Raw genomic sequence first — 17,780 nt, 5'->3', positions numbered from 1 at the left:
ATTTCTTTCTCCCGCCCGACGATTTTGTATATCTTTGCACCCAAGAAGAAAAGAGAAGAGGCTAACTGACAGACAGCAGCTTCAATCAAAAGTAGCAAATCGTAAACTCTTAAATAAAAGTATGATTCTTTTTTTCAGAACACCATCCAAGAGCGTGATTGCCGTAGAATGTGACCACGAACTTACTCAGGCAGACAGCGACAAACTCTGCTGGCTTTTTGGAGAAGCCGCCCCCGAAAGTGAAGACAACCTGAAAGGACATTTCGTCGGCCCGCGCCGTGAAATGATTACTCCTTGGAGTACCAATGCTGTGGAAATCACCCAGAACATGGGTTTGAACGGTATCGCCCGTATCGAAGAATATTTCCCCGTAAAAGACGAAAACGCAGAGCGTGACCCGATGCTGCAACGTATGTATAAAGGTCTGGACCAAAACGTATTTACCACCAACCGCCAGCCGGAGCCGATAATCCATATCGATGACCTGGAAGCATACAACGAAAAAGAAGGTCTGGCGCTCTCCAAAGAGGAGATGGACTACCTTAAGAAAGTAGAGAAAGACCTGGGACGTCCGTTGACCGACTCCGAGGTGTTCGGTTTCGCGCAAATCAATTCCGAGCACTGCCGTCACAAAATCTTCGGCGGTACCTTCATCATCGACGGAGTGGAACAGGAATCTTCCCTCTTCCAGATGATTAAGAAAACCACTCAGGAAAACCCGAACAAGATTATATCAGCCTATAAAGATAATGTAGCCTTTGCCGAAGGTCCGGTTATCGAGCAGTTTGCCCCGGCAGACCACTCCAAGCCCGACTTCTTCCGGATAAAGGACATCAAGAGCGTTATCTCCCTGAAGGCCGAGACCCATAACTTCCCTACTACCGTAGAACCTTTCAACGGCGCTTCTACCGGTACGGGCGGTGAAATCCGCGACCGTATGGGCGGCGGTAAAGGCTCATGGCCTATTGCCGGAACAGCCGTATACATGACTTCCTATCCCCGTACAGACGAGGAACGTTCCTGGGAAGACATACTTCCGGTACGCGAATGGCTGTATCAGACTCCCGAACAAATCCTGATTAAAGCGTCCAACGGCGCCAGCGATTTCGGAAACAAGTTCGGCCAACCGCTGATTTGCGGCTCCGTACTCACCTTTGAGCACAAAGAGAAAGATGAAGTTTACGGTTACGACAAAGTTATCATGCTTGCCGGCGGTGTAGGATACGGTACGCAACGCGACTGTCTGAAAGGCGCTCCCGAAGCAGGTAACAAGGTTGTCGTTATCGGTGGCGACAACTACCGCATCGGTTTGGGCGGCGGTTCCGTCTCATCCGTAGATACGGGACGTTACAGCAGCGGCATCGAGCTGAACGCCGTACAGCGTGCCAATGCGGAAATGCAGAAACGCGCCTACAACGTAGTGCGCGCACTTTGTGAAGAAGACGCCAACCCGGTGGTTTCCATCCACGACCACGGTTCCGCCGGACACGTAAACTGTCTGTCCGAGCTGGTGGAAGAGTGCGGCGGTCTTATCGACATGAGCAAGCTGCCTATCGGCGACAAGACCCTATCCGCCAAAGAAATCATCGCCAACGAAAGTCAGGAGCGCATGGGCTTGCTGATTCGGGAAGAAGCTATCGAGCATGTACGCAAGGTGGCCGAACGCGAGCGCGCCCCGATGTACGTAGTCGGCGAAACGACCGGCGACCATCGCTTCGCTTTCCAGCAGGCCGACGGCGTACGTCCGTTCGACCTTGCCGTAGAGCAGATGTTCGGCTCCTCACCCAAGACTTATATGGTGGACAAAACCGTAGAACGTCATTATGAAATGCCGGAATACGAGTTGTCACAACTGCATGAATACCTCACCAACGTACTCCAGCTGGAAGCCGTTGCCTGCAAAGACTGGTTGACAAACAAGGTAGACCGTTCCGTAACAGGCAAGATTGCCCGCCAACAGTGCCAGGGCGAACTTCAGTTGCCGTTGAGCGACTGCGGTGTCGTAGCTTTGGATTATCGCGGCGAGAAAGGTATCGCAACATCTTTGGGACACGCTCCGCAGGCAGCGCTTGCCGACCCGGCGGCCGGTTCCATCCTCTCCGTCAGCGAGGCATTGACCAACCTGATTTGGGCTCCGCTTGCCGAAGGTCTGGACAGCGTATCCCTGTCGGCCAACTGGATGTGGCCTTGCCGCTCGCAAGAAGGCGAGGACGCGCGTCTCTATACAGCGGTAAAAGCATTGAGCGACTTCTGCTGCGCCCTGCAAATCAATGTTCCTACGGGTAAGGACTCTTTGTCCATGACACAGAAATATCCCGACGGCAGCAAGGTCATCGCTCCGGGTACGGTTATCGTATCTGCAGGCGGTGAGGTTTCGGATGTGAAGAAAGTGGTGTCTCCCGTACTCGTCAACGACGACAAGACCACCCTCTACCATATCGACTTCAGCTTCGACAAACTGAAACTGGGCGGTTCCGCCTTTGCGCAGTCACTGGGTAAAGTAGGCGACGAAGTGCCTTGCGTACAAGACGCCGAATACTTCCGCGACGCCTTCCTGGCCGTACAGGAATTAATCAACAAGGGACTTGTTCTTGCCGGGCACGATATTTCAGCCGGCGGTCTCATCACTACGCTGCTCGAAATGTGCTTCGCCAATGTAGAGGGCGGTATGGAAATCAACCTCGACAAGATGAAGGAACAAGACCTCATCAAAATATTGTTTGCCGAGAATCCGGGTATCGTTATCCAAATCAGCGACAAGCGCAAGGAAGAAGTCAAGAAGATACTGGAAGATGCCGGTGTAGGCTATATCAAAATCGGTAAGCCGACCGATGAGCGCCACATCCTCGTAAGCAAGAACGATGCCACTTACCAGTTCGGCATAGACTATATGCGCGATGTATGGTATTCTTCATCTTACCTGCTCGACCGCAAGCAATCCATGAACGGATGCGCCAAGAAGCGTTTCGAGAACTACAAGATGCAACCGCTGGATTTGGTATTCCTACCCGAATTCAAGGGTAAGCTTTCACAATACGGCCTTGACCCGGACCGTCGTACTCCGACCGGTATCCGTGCCGCCATCATCCGTGAAAAGGGAACCAACGGTGAACGCGAAATGGCGTACTCGCTCTACCTTGCCGGCTTCGATGTGAAAGACGTAACCATGACCGACCTTATCAGCGGACGTGAAACACTGGAAGACGTGAATATGGTAGTTTACTGCGGCGGTTTCTCCAATTCCGACGTACTGGGCTCCGCCAAAGGCTGGGCGGGCGCTTTCCTTTTCAACCCGAAAGCCAAAGAAGCGCTCGACAAGTTCTATGCACGCGAAGACACGCTGTCTCTCGGCGTATGCAACGGCTGCCAGCTGATGATGGAATTAGGCCTCATCACTCCCGACCACGAAAAGAAGGGAAAGATGCTGCATAACGATTCTCACAAATTCGAGTCAACCTTCATCGGCCTGACCATTCCTACCAACCGCAGCGTAATGTTCGGCTCTTTGAGCGGCAGCAAGCTCGGTATCTGGGTGGCGCACGGAGAAGGCAAGTTCTCACTGCCTTACGACGAGGATAAATACAATGTGGTGGCAAAATATACTTACGATGAGTATCCCGGCAATCCGAACGGTTCCGACTACTCCATCGCGGCCATAGCCAGCACCAACGGACGCCATTTGGCTATCATGCCTCACCTGGAACGCTCCATCTTCCCGTGGCAGAACGGCTACTATCCCCAAGACCGTGTACACAGCGACCAGATTACTCCATGGATAGAAGCATTCGTCAACGCGCGCAAGTGGGTGGAAGAAAAGACCCGGAAATGACAAAGCATCCAACCATAACGCGATAATAGAATAATGTGCCAAAGTTCCCGCCAATGCAGAATCTTTGGCACATTTCTTTTATTCCCCGCCCTGTTCCGCCAACTTATCGCCTTCGTACTCTGTTTCTCTTTTTTTTGCATATCTCAAACATATTCACTACTTTTGTGTTAATATTAAGTCCCCCCGAACGTTTATCAAACTCAAATTCCAAAATTGGCTGATATGAAAAAGCATTTCTTTTTCTTTATTTTCCTGGTATCATCCTTTTTAGCTGCTGCTCAGACATATAAGTACATCGGCGTAGAGGATGGTTTGAGCAACAGGCGGGTGTATGCTATTCAAAAAGGACCTAAAGGTTACATGTGGTTCCTCACGCATGACGGTATCGACCGTTACAACGGAAAGGAATTCAAACAATATAAACTTCTGGACGGCGAAGAAGAAATCAACTCCATGATGAACCTCAACTGGCTGTATTCGGACTCGCAAGGCAGATTATGGGAAATCGGCAAGCAAGGACGCGTTTTCTGCTACGAAAGCAAGCACGACCGTTTCCAACTGACATACAAGCTGCCCAAAAGCGAGACGGAAGGTTTACATACTCCCGTCAGCTATGGCTTTGTTGACGACAACAATACAATATGGCTCTGCAATCAAAGAAACATCTACCTATACGACAGCGATACGAAAAAGACCGTTACCATCAAGAATGAAATCAACGAGAGCATTACGGATATCGAGCAGATAGATGCCACCCACTATTTCATAGGAACGGACGTAGGCGTACATTACGCCGAGCTGAAAAACGACATACTCGCGCTGAGTCCTTGCGAAAAGCTGGATACGCTAAGGTTACAAATCAACGAGCTTTTCTTTCATAAAGGCAGCCGCAAAATCTTCATCGGAACTTTTCAAAGGGGAATTTATGTATACGACCTCAACCTTCACAAGGCATTTCATGTCAAGTCGGGTTTGATAGACGTCAGCATCAACCGGATTTGCACTTTCGGCGAGAATGAGATATTGATAGCGACAGATGGCGCAGGTGTCTACAAAATGAATGTGGATACCTATCAGTCTGAACCGTACATCGTGGCTGACTTCAACCGGTACAATGCCATGAACGGCAATACCATCTACGACATATACGTGGATGACGAGCAACGTATCTGGATGGCGAACTATCCCATCGGCATTACCGTACGCAACAACCGGTACAGCGATTACAAATGGATAAAGCATTCCATCGGCAATAAACAATCCCTCATCAACGACCAGGTAAACGCCATCATCGAAGACCACGAAGGCGATTTATGGTATGCCACCAATAACGGAATCAGCCTGTACGAGCACCGCACCCGGCAATGGTACTCCTTTATGAGCGTTTTCAATAAAGAACATGAGAACCAGAACCACACGTTCATATCCCTGTGCGAAGTCAGCCCCGGCATCATCTGGGCGGGCGGTTACAGCTCCGGCATCTACCAGATAGACAAGAAGAAACGCTCCGTCAGCTTCTTCACCCCCGCCCTATTCGGCGGTAAGACGATTCGCCCCGACAAATATATCCGTTCCATTACCAAGGACAGCGAGGGCTATATATGGTCGGGCGGTTACTACAACTTGAAGAAGATAGATTTCGAGCATCAGAAGATAGAATTGATTCCCGGACTGGAAGCCGTAACGGACATCAAGGAGAGAGACAAGGATTCCATATGGATAGGTACGGCCAACGGGCTGTATCTGCTGGAGAAAGCGACCGGCAAATACCGGTATATTACAATGCCGGTAGAGTCGTCCTATATATACTCCCTGTACCAAGACCCCAACGGACTGCTGTATATCGGAACAAACAACTCCGGTCTGCTCATATACGACCCCGTTCAGAAAAGCTTCGACCACTATCACAAGGATAACTGCGCACTTATCTCCAATAACATCTACATGATTCTGTCTGACGGGAAAGACGATATTCTGCTAAGCACCGAACAAGGGCTGAGCGGTTTCTATCCCAAAGAGAAGATTTTCCATAACTGGACCAAAGAACAAGGATTGCATTCCGACCACTTCAATGCCAGTTCGGGAACCCTGCGCAAGAATGGAAACGTCATTTTCGGAAGCACCGACGGCGCCATAGAATTTCCAAGAAACATGGTATTGCCCCGCGAGTACAGTTCGCGCATGATATTCAGCGACTTGCGCGTTTTCTACCAGACGGTATATCCCAAAGACGAAGGCTCGCCCCTGGTGTTGGACATTGACGAGACGAAAAGCCTGAAACTGAAATACAATCAGAATATATTCTCGCTTCAGGTTTCTTCCATCAACTACGACTATCCTTCCCTCATCCTGTATTCTTGGAAGCTGGAAGGGTTCTATGACGGCTGGAGTCGCCCCGGAGAGGAGAATATCATCCGCTTCACCAATCTGAACCCCGGTCAATACACCCTGCGCGTCCGCGCCATATCCAATGAAGACCGGCGCATCGTCCTGGAAGAACGCAGCATGGATATCATCATCGAGCAGCCCATCTGGCTCAGCATATGGGCGCTGCTGCTGTATGCGCTCATTCTTATAGCCCTTGCGAGCATCGCGCTGCGTATTATCGTGTTGCGCAAGCAACGAAAAATATCCGATGACAAGATTCGCTTCTTTGTCAACACGGCGCACGACATCCGTACTCCGCTGACGCTTATCAAAGCGCCGCTGGAAGAGCTCAACGACCGTGAAACGCTGACCCAAGAAGGGACGGACAACCTCAGCACGGCGCTTCGCAATGTCAACGCCCTGCTACGTCTTACTACCAACCTCATCAACTTTGAACGGGCGGATACCTATTCAAACAATTTCTACGTATCCGAGTACGAGCTGGGAGCTTATATGAACGATACCATCAACGCTTTCCGCTCATACGCTTCCGTAAAGCACATCAACCTGACTTACGAAAGCAACTTCCGCTATCTGAACGTTTGGCTGGATAAGGACAAAATGGACTCTATTCTGAAGAACATCATATCCAACGCACTGAAATATACGCCCGACGGCGGAAGCGTACACGTATATGCCTGCGAAACAGAAGATACCTGGAGCGTAGAGGTCAGCGACACGGGCATCGGTATTCCGCTGGACGAGCAGAAGAAACTGTTCAAGATGCATTTCCGTGGCAGCAACGCCATCAACTCCAAAGTAACCGGCAGCGGAATCGGCTTACTTCTCGTATGGAAACTCGTACATATACATAAGGGAAAGCTCAACTTTACCAGTACCGAAGGAAAAGGCTCCTGCATCAAAGTATCTTTCCCCAAAGGCGAGAAGCGCTACCGCAAGGCCATACACCGCCCCGTTCCCATGAAAGAGAAAGAGCCGGAAAGGAGTAATGAGCTGGAGCAAATCACCGCTCCGAAGAAAGATACGCCGAACGCTCCTGCCGCCAATGCGCCCATCGAAGGCTACGAACACGCCCAACAGAAAACCCAGGATGCCGATAACCGCCAGAAGATACTGGTAGTAGAGGATAACGACGAACTGAGGGAATACCTGCGGCGCACTCTGGCCGAGAACTACCACGTGCAGGTATGCTCCAACGGCAAATCGGCGCTTTACATCGTGAAAGAGTATTTCCCCGACCTGATTATATCGGACATCATGATGCCCGAAATGCGGGGTGATGAGCTGTGCCAGATTGTAAAGAACGACATCGACACCTCGCACATCCCCATTATCCTGCTGACAGCCCTCAATACGGACAAGAACATCATTGACGGACTGCAAACCGGAGCGGACGAATATGTCGTGAAACCGTTTAATATCGGAATCCTGCGCGCCACCATCGCCAATCTGCTCGCCAACCGCGCTTTACTGCGCCACAGATACGGCAATCTGGATTTGAACGACGATACCCACAATACGGAATGTATCAACTGTTCTACGGATTTGGACTGGAAATTCATTGCCAGCATCAAGAAGAACGTGGAGGACAATATGGACAATCCGAGCTTCACGATTGATGTGCTTTGTACCCTGCTCAACATGAGCCGTACCAGCTTCTACAACAAGCTAAAGGCGCTGACCGACCAGGCGCCGGGAGATTACGTCCGGCTGATCCGCCTGAAACGCGCCATGCAGCTGCTGAAAGAACAGAAGTACACCATCACCGAAGTGGCCGAGATGACAGGGTTCAGCGATGCCAAATATTTCCGTGAAGTATTCAAGAAACACTTCAATGTAAGTCCGAGCCAATACGCCAAGGACGAAGGAAATATCGGTGAGGCCAAACAATAAACAGAGTTACAGTATTTACACATGATATGACGAATATATATATCGAAGCGTTTTCCATCTTCTTCAAAATCGGTGCATTCACCATCGGCGGCGGTTATGCCATGGTGCCATTGATTGAGGATGAAATCGTAACAAAGCGCCAATGGATAGCCAAAGAAGATTTTATAGACCTGCTCGCCATTTCCCAGTCGGCGCCGGGTATTCTCGCGGTCAACATATCCATATTCATAGGCTATCGCTTACGGGGAATACGGGGAAGCATCATCACGGCTTTGGGAACGATACTGCCCTCTTTTCTCATAATCCTTGCCATAGCCCTGTTCTTCCATAACTTCAAAGACAACGTTTACGTAGAGCGCATCTTCAAGGGCATCCGTCCGGCGGTTGTCGCGCTGATAGCCGCTCCGACTTTCAGTATGGCCAAATCCGCCAAAGTCAACCGCTACACGATATGGATTCCGGTTGTCTCGGCACTGCTTATCTGGTTATTGGGCTTCTCCCCTATCTGGATTATCATTGCCGCCGGCGTAGGAGGATACGTGTTCGGAAAGCTACGCTATCCGAAAGTGAAAAGTTGAAAGCCAAAGAGAACAGTATCCCCCCTAATCACTAACCACTAATCACTAACCACTAACCCTTAATCACTGCATTATGCTTTTCCTTCAACTATTCTATACATTCTTTAAAATCGGGCTTTTCGGTTTTGGCGGCGGATACGCCATGCTTTCCATGATACAGGGCGAGGTGGTCACCCGCTACGGTTGGCTGACGCCGCAGGAGTTTACGGACATCGTGGCTATCAGTCAAATGACGCCCGGTCCCATCGGTATCAACTCGGCAACCTATGTAGGCTATACTACGATAGCCGAGCAATATGGCACAAGCATGGGCGTACTGGGTTCTTGCATAGCCACTTTCGCCGTAGTGCTGCCCTCGTTTATCCTGATGCTCACTATCAGCAAGTTCTTTCTGAAATATCAGAAGCACCCTTCGGTAGAGGCCGTATTCAGCGGACTTCGCCCGGCGGTGGTCGGACTGCTGGCATCGGCCGCGCTGGTTTTGATGAACGCGGAGAACTTCAGCTCGCCCGATGAAGACATGTACTCTTTTATAATCAGTATCATCATCTTCCTTGTAGCCTTCATCGGCACAAGAAAGTATAAGGCCAATCCCATACTGATGATTATAGCGTGCGGAATAGCAGGGCTGATACTTTATTAGTACAGGACAAAAGACGGCTATCGGTCAAGGCGGACGAATATCCCCGGAAGAAAATAAAATATGCCCGGAAGAAACGAATGTATCTTCCGGGCATATCCCATCTACGGCTGCCGTATCTTTTACAGCTTCACTTTCTTACCTACCGACTTGGACTCGTTATGCAAACGGTCGAGCGCCGTAACCACATAACGGTATTTCGTCTTACCGTTCTCGTAAGGCAACTTATAGAAAGTATTGCGCGTAACGGCCACGATGCGCGAGGGGTCATCGATATCCACCTTCTCCTTAGAGCCGAAACGATAGACAACATACTGTACCGGACGGTTCATTTCATCCTTGAACTTCGGCGCAGTCCAGAAAAGGATGTAGCCGTCGGCCGTCCACACCGGTTTTACCTTACGCACCTTGTCGGGCGCTTCATTATCCATAAAGTCAAACACAGGCGGCAAAGCCGGATATTTATGATATTCGGCAACCAGTGCATCCCGATACTTGCCGGCATTCTCCACTACCGCGCTGGCAGGCCACTGGCAGCTACCGCCGATAGTTTGATACGCACGCTGCAAAGCCATCTTGCGGGGAAGCTGATTGATAGAGGAATTCTTCGGGTCGGCATTCTGTACCGTATTCATTACGGACTGGCCGATGAACAGGGGACGGTTCTCCGTGTGCTTCGCCCACCATTTCACCAATGTCTCATAATCGGCCGCCGGATGTCCTATCTGCCAGTATATCTGCGGTATGTTATAATCTATCCAGCCCTTGCGCGCCCACAGAAGCACATCGGCATACAAATCATCGTAGTTCTGCAATCCGTTCGTATCGCTGCCCAACGGGTCGCTGCTCTGGTTGCGATAGATACCGAAAGGACTTACTCCGAACTTCACCCAGGGCTTCAGTCCGCGAACCGTTTCATGTATCTTCTGAATCAGAATATCCACGTTGCTGCGGCGCCAGTCGGCCTTATTGCCGAAGCCGCCGCCATAGCGCGCAAAGCTCGCGTCATCCGGAAAGTCCTTTCCTTTGATGGGATAAGGATAGAAATAATCGTCCATGTGAATGGCATCCACATCGTAGCGCGACACGATGTCGGTTATCACCTTACAGATATGGTTGCGGCTTTCGGGCAATGCCGGGTCGAAGTACAACTGATCGCCGTACGTCACAAACCACTCCGGATGCGAATTATAAACATGAATGGGAGAAAGCTCGTTCTTCAACGAAGTCTTTACCCGATAGGGATTAATCCAGGCATGAAACTCCATACCCCGCTTATGGCATTCTTCAATCATAAACTGCATAGGGTCCCAGTAAGGTTCCGGCGCTTTGCCCTGCACTCCGGTCAGGAAGCGGCTCCACGGTTCGTACTGCGAAGCATACAACGCATCGGCTTCGGGACGCACCTGGAAGATAATGGCGTTGATGCCCGCGCCCTGCAAGGAGTTCAACTGGTTTATCAAAGTCTGCTTCAGCTTGTCGGTGGGCACACCGCGAAACTGTCCGTTCACCGCCTGAATCCACGCGGCACGGAATTCACGTTTGGGATAGACGGTAGACGTTTGCTGCGCCTGCATGGTCAAAGTCAGCACACACAACAATACTGGCAAGAGGAGATTTCTAAGTTTCATTTTGTTCTTTTTAAATATTGCATGGCAAAGATAATGATTATCTTTGTACCCCAATTCATTTTCAACAGTCTATGACAAAAAATACATCTATCACCATAAAGGGAGCCCGCGTCAACAACCTGAAGAACATCGACGTAGAGATACCCCGCAACAAACTGGTCGTCATCACCGGACTGTCCGGCTCCGGCAAATCCTCACTCGCGTTCGACACGCTCTATGCCGAGGGGCAGCGCCGCTACGTGGAGAGCCTCAGCAGCTATGCCCGCCAGTTTCTGGGACGTATGAGCAAGCCCGAATGTGATTTCATCAAAGGCATCCCCCCCGCTATCGCCATCGAGCAGAAAGTAAGCAGCCGCAACCCCCGCTCCACCGTAGGAACCTCTACCGAGATTTACGAATACCTGCGCCTGCTCTATGCCCGTGTGGGACGGACATTCAGCCCGGTCAGCGGACAAGAGGTAAAGAAACATTCCACCGAGGACATCGTGAACTGCATGCTGGAGCAGCCCGAGGGAACACGCTACACCGTGCTCACCCCGATATTACTTCGTGAAGGACGTACTTTGCAGCAGCAACTGGAAATAGACATGAAGCAGGGCTTCAACCGTCTGGAAGTAAACGGAGAGATGGTACGCATCGACGAGTACCGCCCCAAAGACGGCGATACCGTATTCCTCTTGGTAGACCGCATGACGGTTTCCGGCGACAAAGATGCCATCAGCCGCCTTACCGACTCTGCCGAAACCGCCATGTACGAGGGTGACGGAGCCTGCCTGCTCCGTTTCTACCAACCGGACGGCACGACCAGCCTCTACCGTTTCAGCACCAAATTCGAGGCGGACGGCATCACGTTTGAAGAGCCCAACGACCAAATGTTCTCGTTCAACTCCCCCATCGGGGCATGTCCGGAATGCGAAGGCTTCGGACGTGTCATTGGCATCGACGAGCATCTTGTTGTCCCCAACCGCTCCCTCTCCGTATACGACGGCGCCGTAGTGTGCTGGCGCGGAGAGAAAATGGGCGAATGGAAAGACATGGTGGTACGCGGCGCGGAGAAAGCCGGCTTCCCCATTTTCACACCCTATTACGAACTGACGGACGGGCAACGCCGCATGCTGTGGGAAGGAACCCGCTACTTCGAGGGCATCAACGCCTTCTTCAAGATGTTGCAGGAGAACCAGTACAAGATACAGTACCGTGTAATGCTGGCGCGTTATCGCGGTAAAACCCTTTGCCCCAAATGCCACGGCACCAGACTGAAGCCCGAAGCCGGTTATGTAAGGGTGGGCGGACGCAGCATCTCCGAGCTGGTAGACCTGCCCATCACCGAACTGAAAGTCTTTTTCGACAACCTGAAGCTGGATAAGCACGATACCGACGTAGCCCGCCGCATCCTTATAGAAATCAACAACCGCATCCGCTTCCTGCTGGACGTAGGCCTGGGATACCTCACACTGAACCGCCTCAGCAACTCGCTGTCCGGCGGCGAAAGCCAGCGTATCAATCTGGCGACTTCTCTGGGAAGCAGCCTGGTGGGCAGTCTCTACATCCTGGACGAACCGAGTATCGGACTTCACAGCCGCGATACGGACAAGCTGATACACGTCTTGCGCCAACTGCAACAACTGGGCAATACGGTGGTCGTAGTGGAACATGATGAAGAAATCATCCGCGCCGCCGATTACATCATCGACATCGGCCCCAAGGCCGGACGCCTGGGTGGCGAAGTTGTTTATTGCGGAGACATGAAAGACTTGCAAAAAGACAGCAACAGCTACACCGTGCGTTATCTGCTGGGTGAAGAAACCATTCCCGTGCCCGAAAGCCGCCGCCCGTGGAACCAGTATATCGAAATCACAGGAGCCCGCGAGAACAATCTGAAAGGCGTGGACGTGCGCTTCCCGCTTAACGTAATGACGGTAGTCACCGGCGTATCGGGTTCGGGCAAGAGTACGTTGGTGCGCGACATCTTCTTCCGCGCCCTCAAACGCGAGCTGGACGAATGCAGCGACCGTCCGGGCGAGTTCGCCTCTATCGGCGGAGACTTGAAGGAGCTGCGCAATGTGGAGTTTGTAGACCAGAACCCTATCGGAAAATCCTCGCGTTCCAACCCCGTGACCTACATCAAGGCTTACGATGAAATCCGCAAATTATGGGCGGAACAACCTCTTGCCAAGCAGATGGGATACACCGCCGGTCATTTCAGCTTCAACAGCGAGGGCGGCCGTTGCGAGGAGTGTAAGGGCGAAGGAACCATCACCGTAGAGATGCAGTTCATGGCCGACCTTGTGCTGGAGTGCGAATCCTGCCACGGCAAACGCTTCAAGTCGGATACGCTGGAAGTGAAGTTCCACGATGTCAACATCTACGATGTACTGGAAATGACCGTCAACCAAGCCATCGAATTCTTCACCGGGCACGGACAGAAGAAAATCGTGAAGCGCCTGCAACCGCTGCAAGATGTCGGACTGGGGTACATCAAACTCGGCCAGTCGTCCTCTACCCTCTCCGGCGGTGAGAACCAGCGTGTAAAACTGGCATACTACCTCAGCATGGAGAAAGCCGACCCGACGCTCTTCATCTTCGACGAGCCTACCACCGGTCTGCACTTCCACGACATCCGCAAATTACTGGAAGCCTTTGACGCGCTGATACGCCGCGGCCATTCCATCGTCATCATCGAGCACAATATGGACGTAGTGAAGTGCGCCGACCATGTTATCGACCTCGGTCCCGAAGGCGGAGACAAAGGCGGCTACATCGTGGCAACGGGCACGCCGGAAGAAGTTGCGGCCTGTGCGGCAAGCTACACCGGGCAGTTCCTGAAAGAAAAGCTGCAATAAATCAACCGCATAATCCAGTCGGAATCGTCTCGTGAGATAAACAAATCCATCTCACGGGACGTTTTTTTTCATCCCATGAGACAAAAAAATCGTCCCCTAAGACAAAACCAATCATCTTAGGAGACGAAATCAACTATCGTGTAAAAGGCCTTTCCGTCCTCTTAGAAGTAGAAACCGAATCCCACTTTCAGTCCGAATTCCGAACGGTCTTTATTTATATCCCAATAAACGGCAGGTTCAATGGTTACCGTACGCGACAAGAAGAACGCGTAACCGCCTTCCAAACCGAAGCCGAAACGGGTTTTGTCACCGCCGTCCCAGTTATAACGGTTCAGGTTGACGTCAGCTCCGAGGAAAACGCCTACTTTGTCGATATAATAACGTCCGCCCACACCCAGGGTATAGACATCCGTCCCGCCGCCTTGCCACTTGGCGCCGGCATCTATCAACAGGGCTACATTATCCATCAAAAACGCACCGCCTTTGGCTTCAAGGCCGAAATGCGCTTTGTCCGTTTCCGTATTATAAGAAAGGTTGAGTCCGGTAATGGACGGATTTACGAACCATTTTCCTTTTTCAAACTGCGCGTGGGCAGCCACAGTGCCAATAAGCAGGCATACGAGTAATGCAAGTCTTCTCATCTTGTTTTTATTTTTGAGTGAATAATTATTTTCGTTCCGTTCTATCTTCTTCACGGCGCTTCCGTTGCAGCTCTTCTTTCTTACGGAGCACCAGCCACAGTACAAGCACGATGACATACGAAGCGATTACGGTAACATACTTCTCCGTATCGCTGATTTCCGTATTGCGCGGCAGGAAATACGCCGCGGTGGCAGAAACATAAATAAGCAAGGCTACGGTCAGCCCGGTAGATTTCTTGAATTTCTTCATCAGTCAAAGAGTTTTAGTCTGTTTGTTTTTCCATACGACGAACCACACCAACGCGATCACGACACCGGCTATCCCTATACCGTAGGCCACCGGATGCGACAGGCCGAAACCCTCGGGCGCTATGCAGATATAGGTCGTACAAACGCAGGTCATGAAGAAGGCAGGTATCAGCGTCAGGAAATATTGCTTCTTCGCGCGCACCAGATATACCGTGACAGCCCATAAGGTAAAGACGGACAAAGTCTGGTTGGCCCATGCAAAGTAACGCCATATCATATCGAAACCGTCTTTATCGCGCAGGCTGTACAGCAGCAATCCGATAGCCGCCAAAAACATCGGTACGCAGATATATAAACGACGGCGCATCGATTTTTGTTCCATACCCAGGAAATCAGCGACGATAAGTCGCGCCGAACGGAAAGCGGTATCTCCGCTGGTGATGGGAGCGGCAATCACCCCCAACACAGCCAGTACACCGCCGACGGTTCCCAACCAGTTCTTCGTAATGGCATCCACGATAACGGCGGCATTCGTCTCCTCCATTCCGTTTTCGTGGAAGAAATAAGTAGCGGCCGCAGCCCAGATAAGAGCTACGATACCCTCGGTAATCATGGCTCCGTAGAATACGGGACGGCCATGACGCTCGCTCGTCATGCAACGTGCCATCAACGGGCTTTGCGTAGCATGAAAACCGCTGATTGCGCCGCATGCGATGCTGACGAACATAATGGGAAATATAGGCAGCGCGGAAGCATCGGGATTGGTATTCCGCAACCCGTCCCACACTTCCGGCAATGCCGGATGATTCACGTAGAGCATTACCAAGATACCCACCGCCATAAACAACAGCGCGATGGCGAATAGCGGATATATCTTGCCGATTATCTTATCCACCGGCAGCAGCGTGGCAAGCACATAATAGATAAAGACTACTACAATCCAGAAAGTGGTATCCAGCGTTTCCGGCGTCAGGCTGGCGAGCAGTCCGGCAGGACCCGCCACAAAAACCGCTCCTACGAGTATCATCAGGATAACGGTAAATCCGCGCATCACCTGCTTGGTGGTCACGCCCAGATAGCGGCCTATAATCTCCGGCAGGCTCTCGCCGTCGTGACGCAACGAAAGCATTCCCGCGAAATAGTCGTGCACCGCCCCGGCAAAGATACTTCCGAACACTATCCACAGGTAGGATGCCGAACCGAACTTGGCTCCCATGATTGCGCCGAAAATCGGACCCAAGCCTGCAATGTTCAAAAATTGTATCATAAAGATTTTCCACGTAGGCAGCGGGATATAGTCCACCCCGTCGGCTTTCGTAAGAGCGGGCGTCTTACGGTCGTCCGGTCCGAATACGTGTTCTATAAAGCGTCCGTAGATGAAATAGCCTGCAATCAGCGCCAGCAGGCAAAGCGTAAATGTAATCATGGCGTGCTAATGTTTAACGTATATGCTGAATGTTAATGTATTTTATGTATGCAAATGTAACAGTTTCCAACTAAACTACGCAAATTTATCAAGCGATTTACTTATCTTCGCCGTGAAATATAACAGAAATAAAGAAGTAAATGTGAATTTACTCAAAACCAAGATAGCATTATGAAGAGATTAAACCTTATACTATTATATATCTTTTGTCTTCTCCCCCTTGCCGCCCAGCGCCCGCCCAAGCATGAGGTACGCGCCGCATGGGTCACTGCCGTTTACGGACTGGACTGGCCCCGTACCCGCGCCACCACTCCCGAAGGTATCCGCAAGCAGCAGGCCGAGCTCATAGAAATACTGGACAAACTGAAAGCCGCCAACTTCAACACCGTACTGTTTCAAACCCGTACCCGTGGCGACGTACTCTATAAATCCGCAATCGAACCCTACAACTCCATTCTGACAGGGAAAGTCGGCGGCAACCCCGGTTACGACCCGCTTGCCTTCGCCGTAGCCGAATGCCATAAACGCGGTATGGAATGCCATGCCTGGATGGTAACCATTCCTTTGGGCAACCGCAAGCATGTCGCCGCTCTCGGCAAGGAGTCGGTTACCAAACGCAAACCGGCTATCTGCGTACCTTACAAACGCGAATACTTTCTCAATCCCGGACACCCTCAGACCAAAGAATACCTGATGAGCCTCGTCCGTGAAGTCGTGGAACGTTACGATGTGGATGGCGTACATTTCGATTACCTGCGCTACCCCGAGCATGCCTTGCGCTTCTCCGACAGCTATACCTATAAGAAATACGGAAACGGACGCGACCTCGCGCAATGGCGGCGGGACAATATCACCGAAATAGTCCGTTATCTCTATAAGGGCGTCAAGGCGCTGAAGCCCTGGGTGAAAGTCAGCACCTGCCCCGTGGGCAAGTACCGCGATACCTCCCGTTATCCGTCGCGCGGCTGGAACGCTTTCCACACCGTCTACCAAGATGTGCAAGGCTGGCTGGGCGAAGGCATACAAGACCAGGTCTATCCCATGATGTATTTCCGCGGCAACGGCTTCTATCCTTTCGCCCTCGACTGGCAGGAACAAAGCAACGGCCGGCAGATTATTCCCGGCCTGGGCATCTACTTCCTCGACCCAAGTGAAGGCAACTGGACGGTGGACGAAGTGGAACGGCAACTAAACTTCACCCGTGCGCACGGTCTGGCAGGCGAAGGCCACTACCGCGTGAAATACCTGATGGACAATACGCAGGGACTGTACGACATACTTGAAGAAAACTACTACACCGCCCCCGCCCTGCAACCCGCCATGCCGTGGATAGACAATGTGCCGCCAACCGCCCCCACGCGACTCAATGTCGAGAAACCGACCGAAGGATATTGGAGAATCACCTGGCAACCCGCCACAGACAACGACAAGCGGAATGCGCCGACGTATGTAATCTACGGTTCCGACACCTATCCCGTGGATACCTCCGACCCTGAGAACATAGTGGCGCAACGCATACAGGGAACGGAATACATATATGCTCCCATCCGTCCCTGGACTGCCCGGAAATACTTTGCGGTTACCGCCGTAGACCGTTGCGGCAACGAAAGCCCCGCCTGCCGATAGAAAAGCAAAGGCAATACGTTTACAATCCCGGATTTG

General features: G+C 51.5%; 10 protein-coding genes. 6 read left to right on the top strand and 4 right to left on the bottom strand.

Annotated elements, in window-relative coordinates; genetic code table 11:
* Nucleotides 1-121: 121 nt before the first annotated feature.
* The 4 genes from purL to BHV73_RS02815 all read left to right on the top strand — a co-directional run bounded on the left by purL (nucleotide 122) and on the right by BHV73_RS02815 (nucleotide 9,331).
* Nucleotides 122-3,829 (top strand): phosphoribosylformylglycinamidine synthase, encoded by a 3,708-nt coding sequence (purL, locus tag BHV73_RS02830; RefSeq protein ID WP_286736309.1) that lies wholly within the window; start codon nucleotides 122-124, stop codon nucleotides 3,827-3,829.
* 222 nt (nucleotides 3,830-4,051) lie between these two features.
* Nucleotides 4,052-8,110 (top strand): hybrid sensor histidine kinase/response regulator transcription factor, encoded by a 4,059-nt coding sequence (locus tag BHV73_RS02825; protein WP_009122438.1) that lies wholly within the window; start codon nucleotides 4,052-4,054, stop codon nucleotides 8,108-8,110.
* 26 nt (nucleotides 8,111-8,136) lie between these two features.
* On the top strand, nucleotides 8,137-8,688 hold the full coding sequence (locus BHV73_RS02820) for a chromate transporter (RefSeq protein ID WP_009122439.1): 552 nt from the start codon (nucleotides 8,137-8,139) through the stop codon (nucleotides 8,686-8,688).
* A gap of 73 nt (nucleotides 8,689-8,761) precedes the next feature.
* The gene (locus BHV73_RS02815) at nucleotides 8,762-9,331 is read left to right on the top strand and encodes a chromate transporter (RefSeq protein WP_009122440.1); all 570 of its coding nucleotides are present in this window, start codon (nucleotides 8,762-8,764) and stop codon (nucleotides 9,329-9,331) included.
* A 119-nt stretch (nucleotides 9,332-9,450) separates the two neighbouring features.
* Here the strand turns inward: BHV73_RS02815 and BHV73_RS02810 are convergent, their stop codons facing one another.
* Nucleotides 9,451-10,959, bottom strand: a complete 1,509-nt coding sequence (locus tag BHV73_RS02810) for a glycoside hydrolase family 10-like protein (protein ID WP_087412778.1) — start codon at nucleotides 10,957-10,959, stop codon at nucleotides 9,451-9,453.
* A 71-nt stretch (nucleotides 10,960-11,030) separates the two neighbouring features.
* On the opposite strand from BHV73_RS02810, the gene uvrA reads away from it, so the two are divergent.
* Complete coding sequence (gene uvrA / locus BHV73_RS02805; protein WP_039950922.1) at nucleotides 11,031-13,802, top strand: excinuclease ABC subunit UvrA; 2,772 nt, start codon at nucleotides 11,031-11,033, stop codon at nucleotides 13,800-13,802.
* A gap of 161 nt (nucleotides 13,803-13,963) precedes the next feature.
* On the opposite strand, the gene BHV73_RS02800 is transcribed toward uvrA, so the two are convergent.
* Genes BHV73_RS02800 through BHV73_RS02790 form a run of 3 tightly spaced genes read right to left on the bottom strand, consistent with a single transcriptional unit; the run spans nucleotide 13,964 to nucleotide 16,118 of the window.
* Entirely contained in the window at nucleotides 13,964-14,443 is a 480-nt protein-coding gene (locus BHV73_RS02800; RefSeq protein WP_009122445.1) for a hypothetical protein, read from the bottom strand.
* A 25-nt stretch (nucleotides 14,444-14,468) separates the two neighbouring features.
* A complete protein-coding gene (locus BHV73_RS02795) occupies nucleotides 14,469-14,693 on the bottom strand; it encodes a hypothetical protein (RefSeq protein ID WP_009122446.1) in 225 nt (74 codons plus the stop codon).
* 3 nt (nucleotides 14,694-14,696) lie between these two features.
* The gene (locus BHV73_RS02790; protein WP_087412780.1) at nucleotides 14,697-16,118 is read right to left on the bottom strand and encodes a carbon starvation CstA family protein; all 1,422 of its coding nucleotides are present in this window, start codon (nucleotides 16,116-16,118) and stop codon (nucleotides 14,697-14,699) included.
* 171 nt (nucleotides 16,119-16,289) lie between these two features.
* On the opposite strand from BHV73_RS02790, the gene BHV73_RS02785 reads away from it, so the two are divergent.
* Nucleotides 16,290-17,744: a glycoside hydrolase family 10-like protein gene (locus BHV73_RS02785; protein ID WP_087412781.1), complete on the top strand. Its 1,455-nt coding sequence runs from the start codon at nucleotides 16,290-16,292 to the stop codon at nucleotides 17,742-17,744.
* The last annotated feature ends 36 nt before the right edge of the window (nucleotides 17,745-17,780 follow it).

The sequence above is a fragment of the Bacteroides sp. 44_46 genome (genome assembly GCF_001915465.1).
Lineage (GTDB): Bacteria > Bacteroidota > Bacteroidia > Bacteroidales > Bacteroidaceae > Bacteroides > Bacteroides clarus.
The sequence above is the reverse complement of the archived record's forward strand: the minus strand, read 5'-3'. Positions and strand labels throughout refer to the sequence as shown.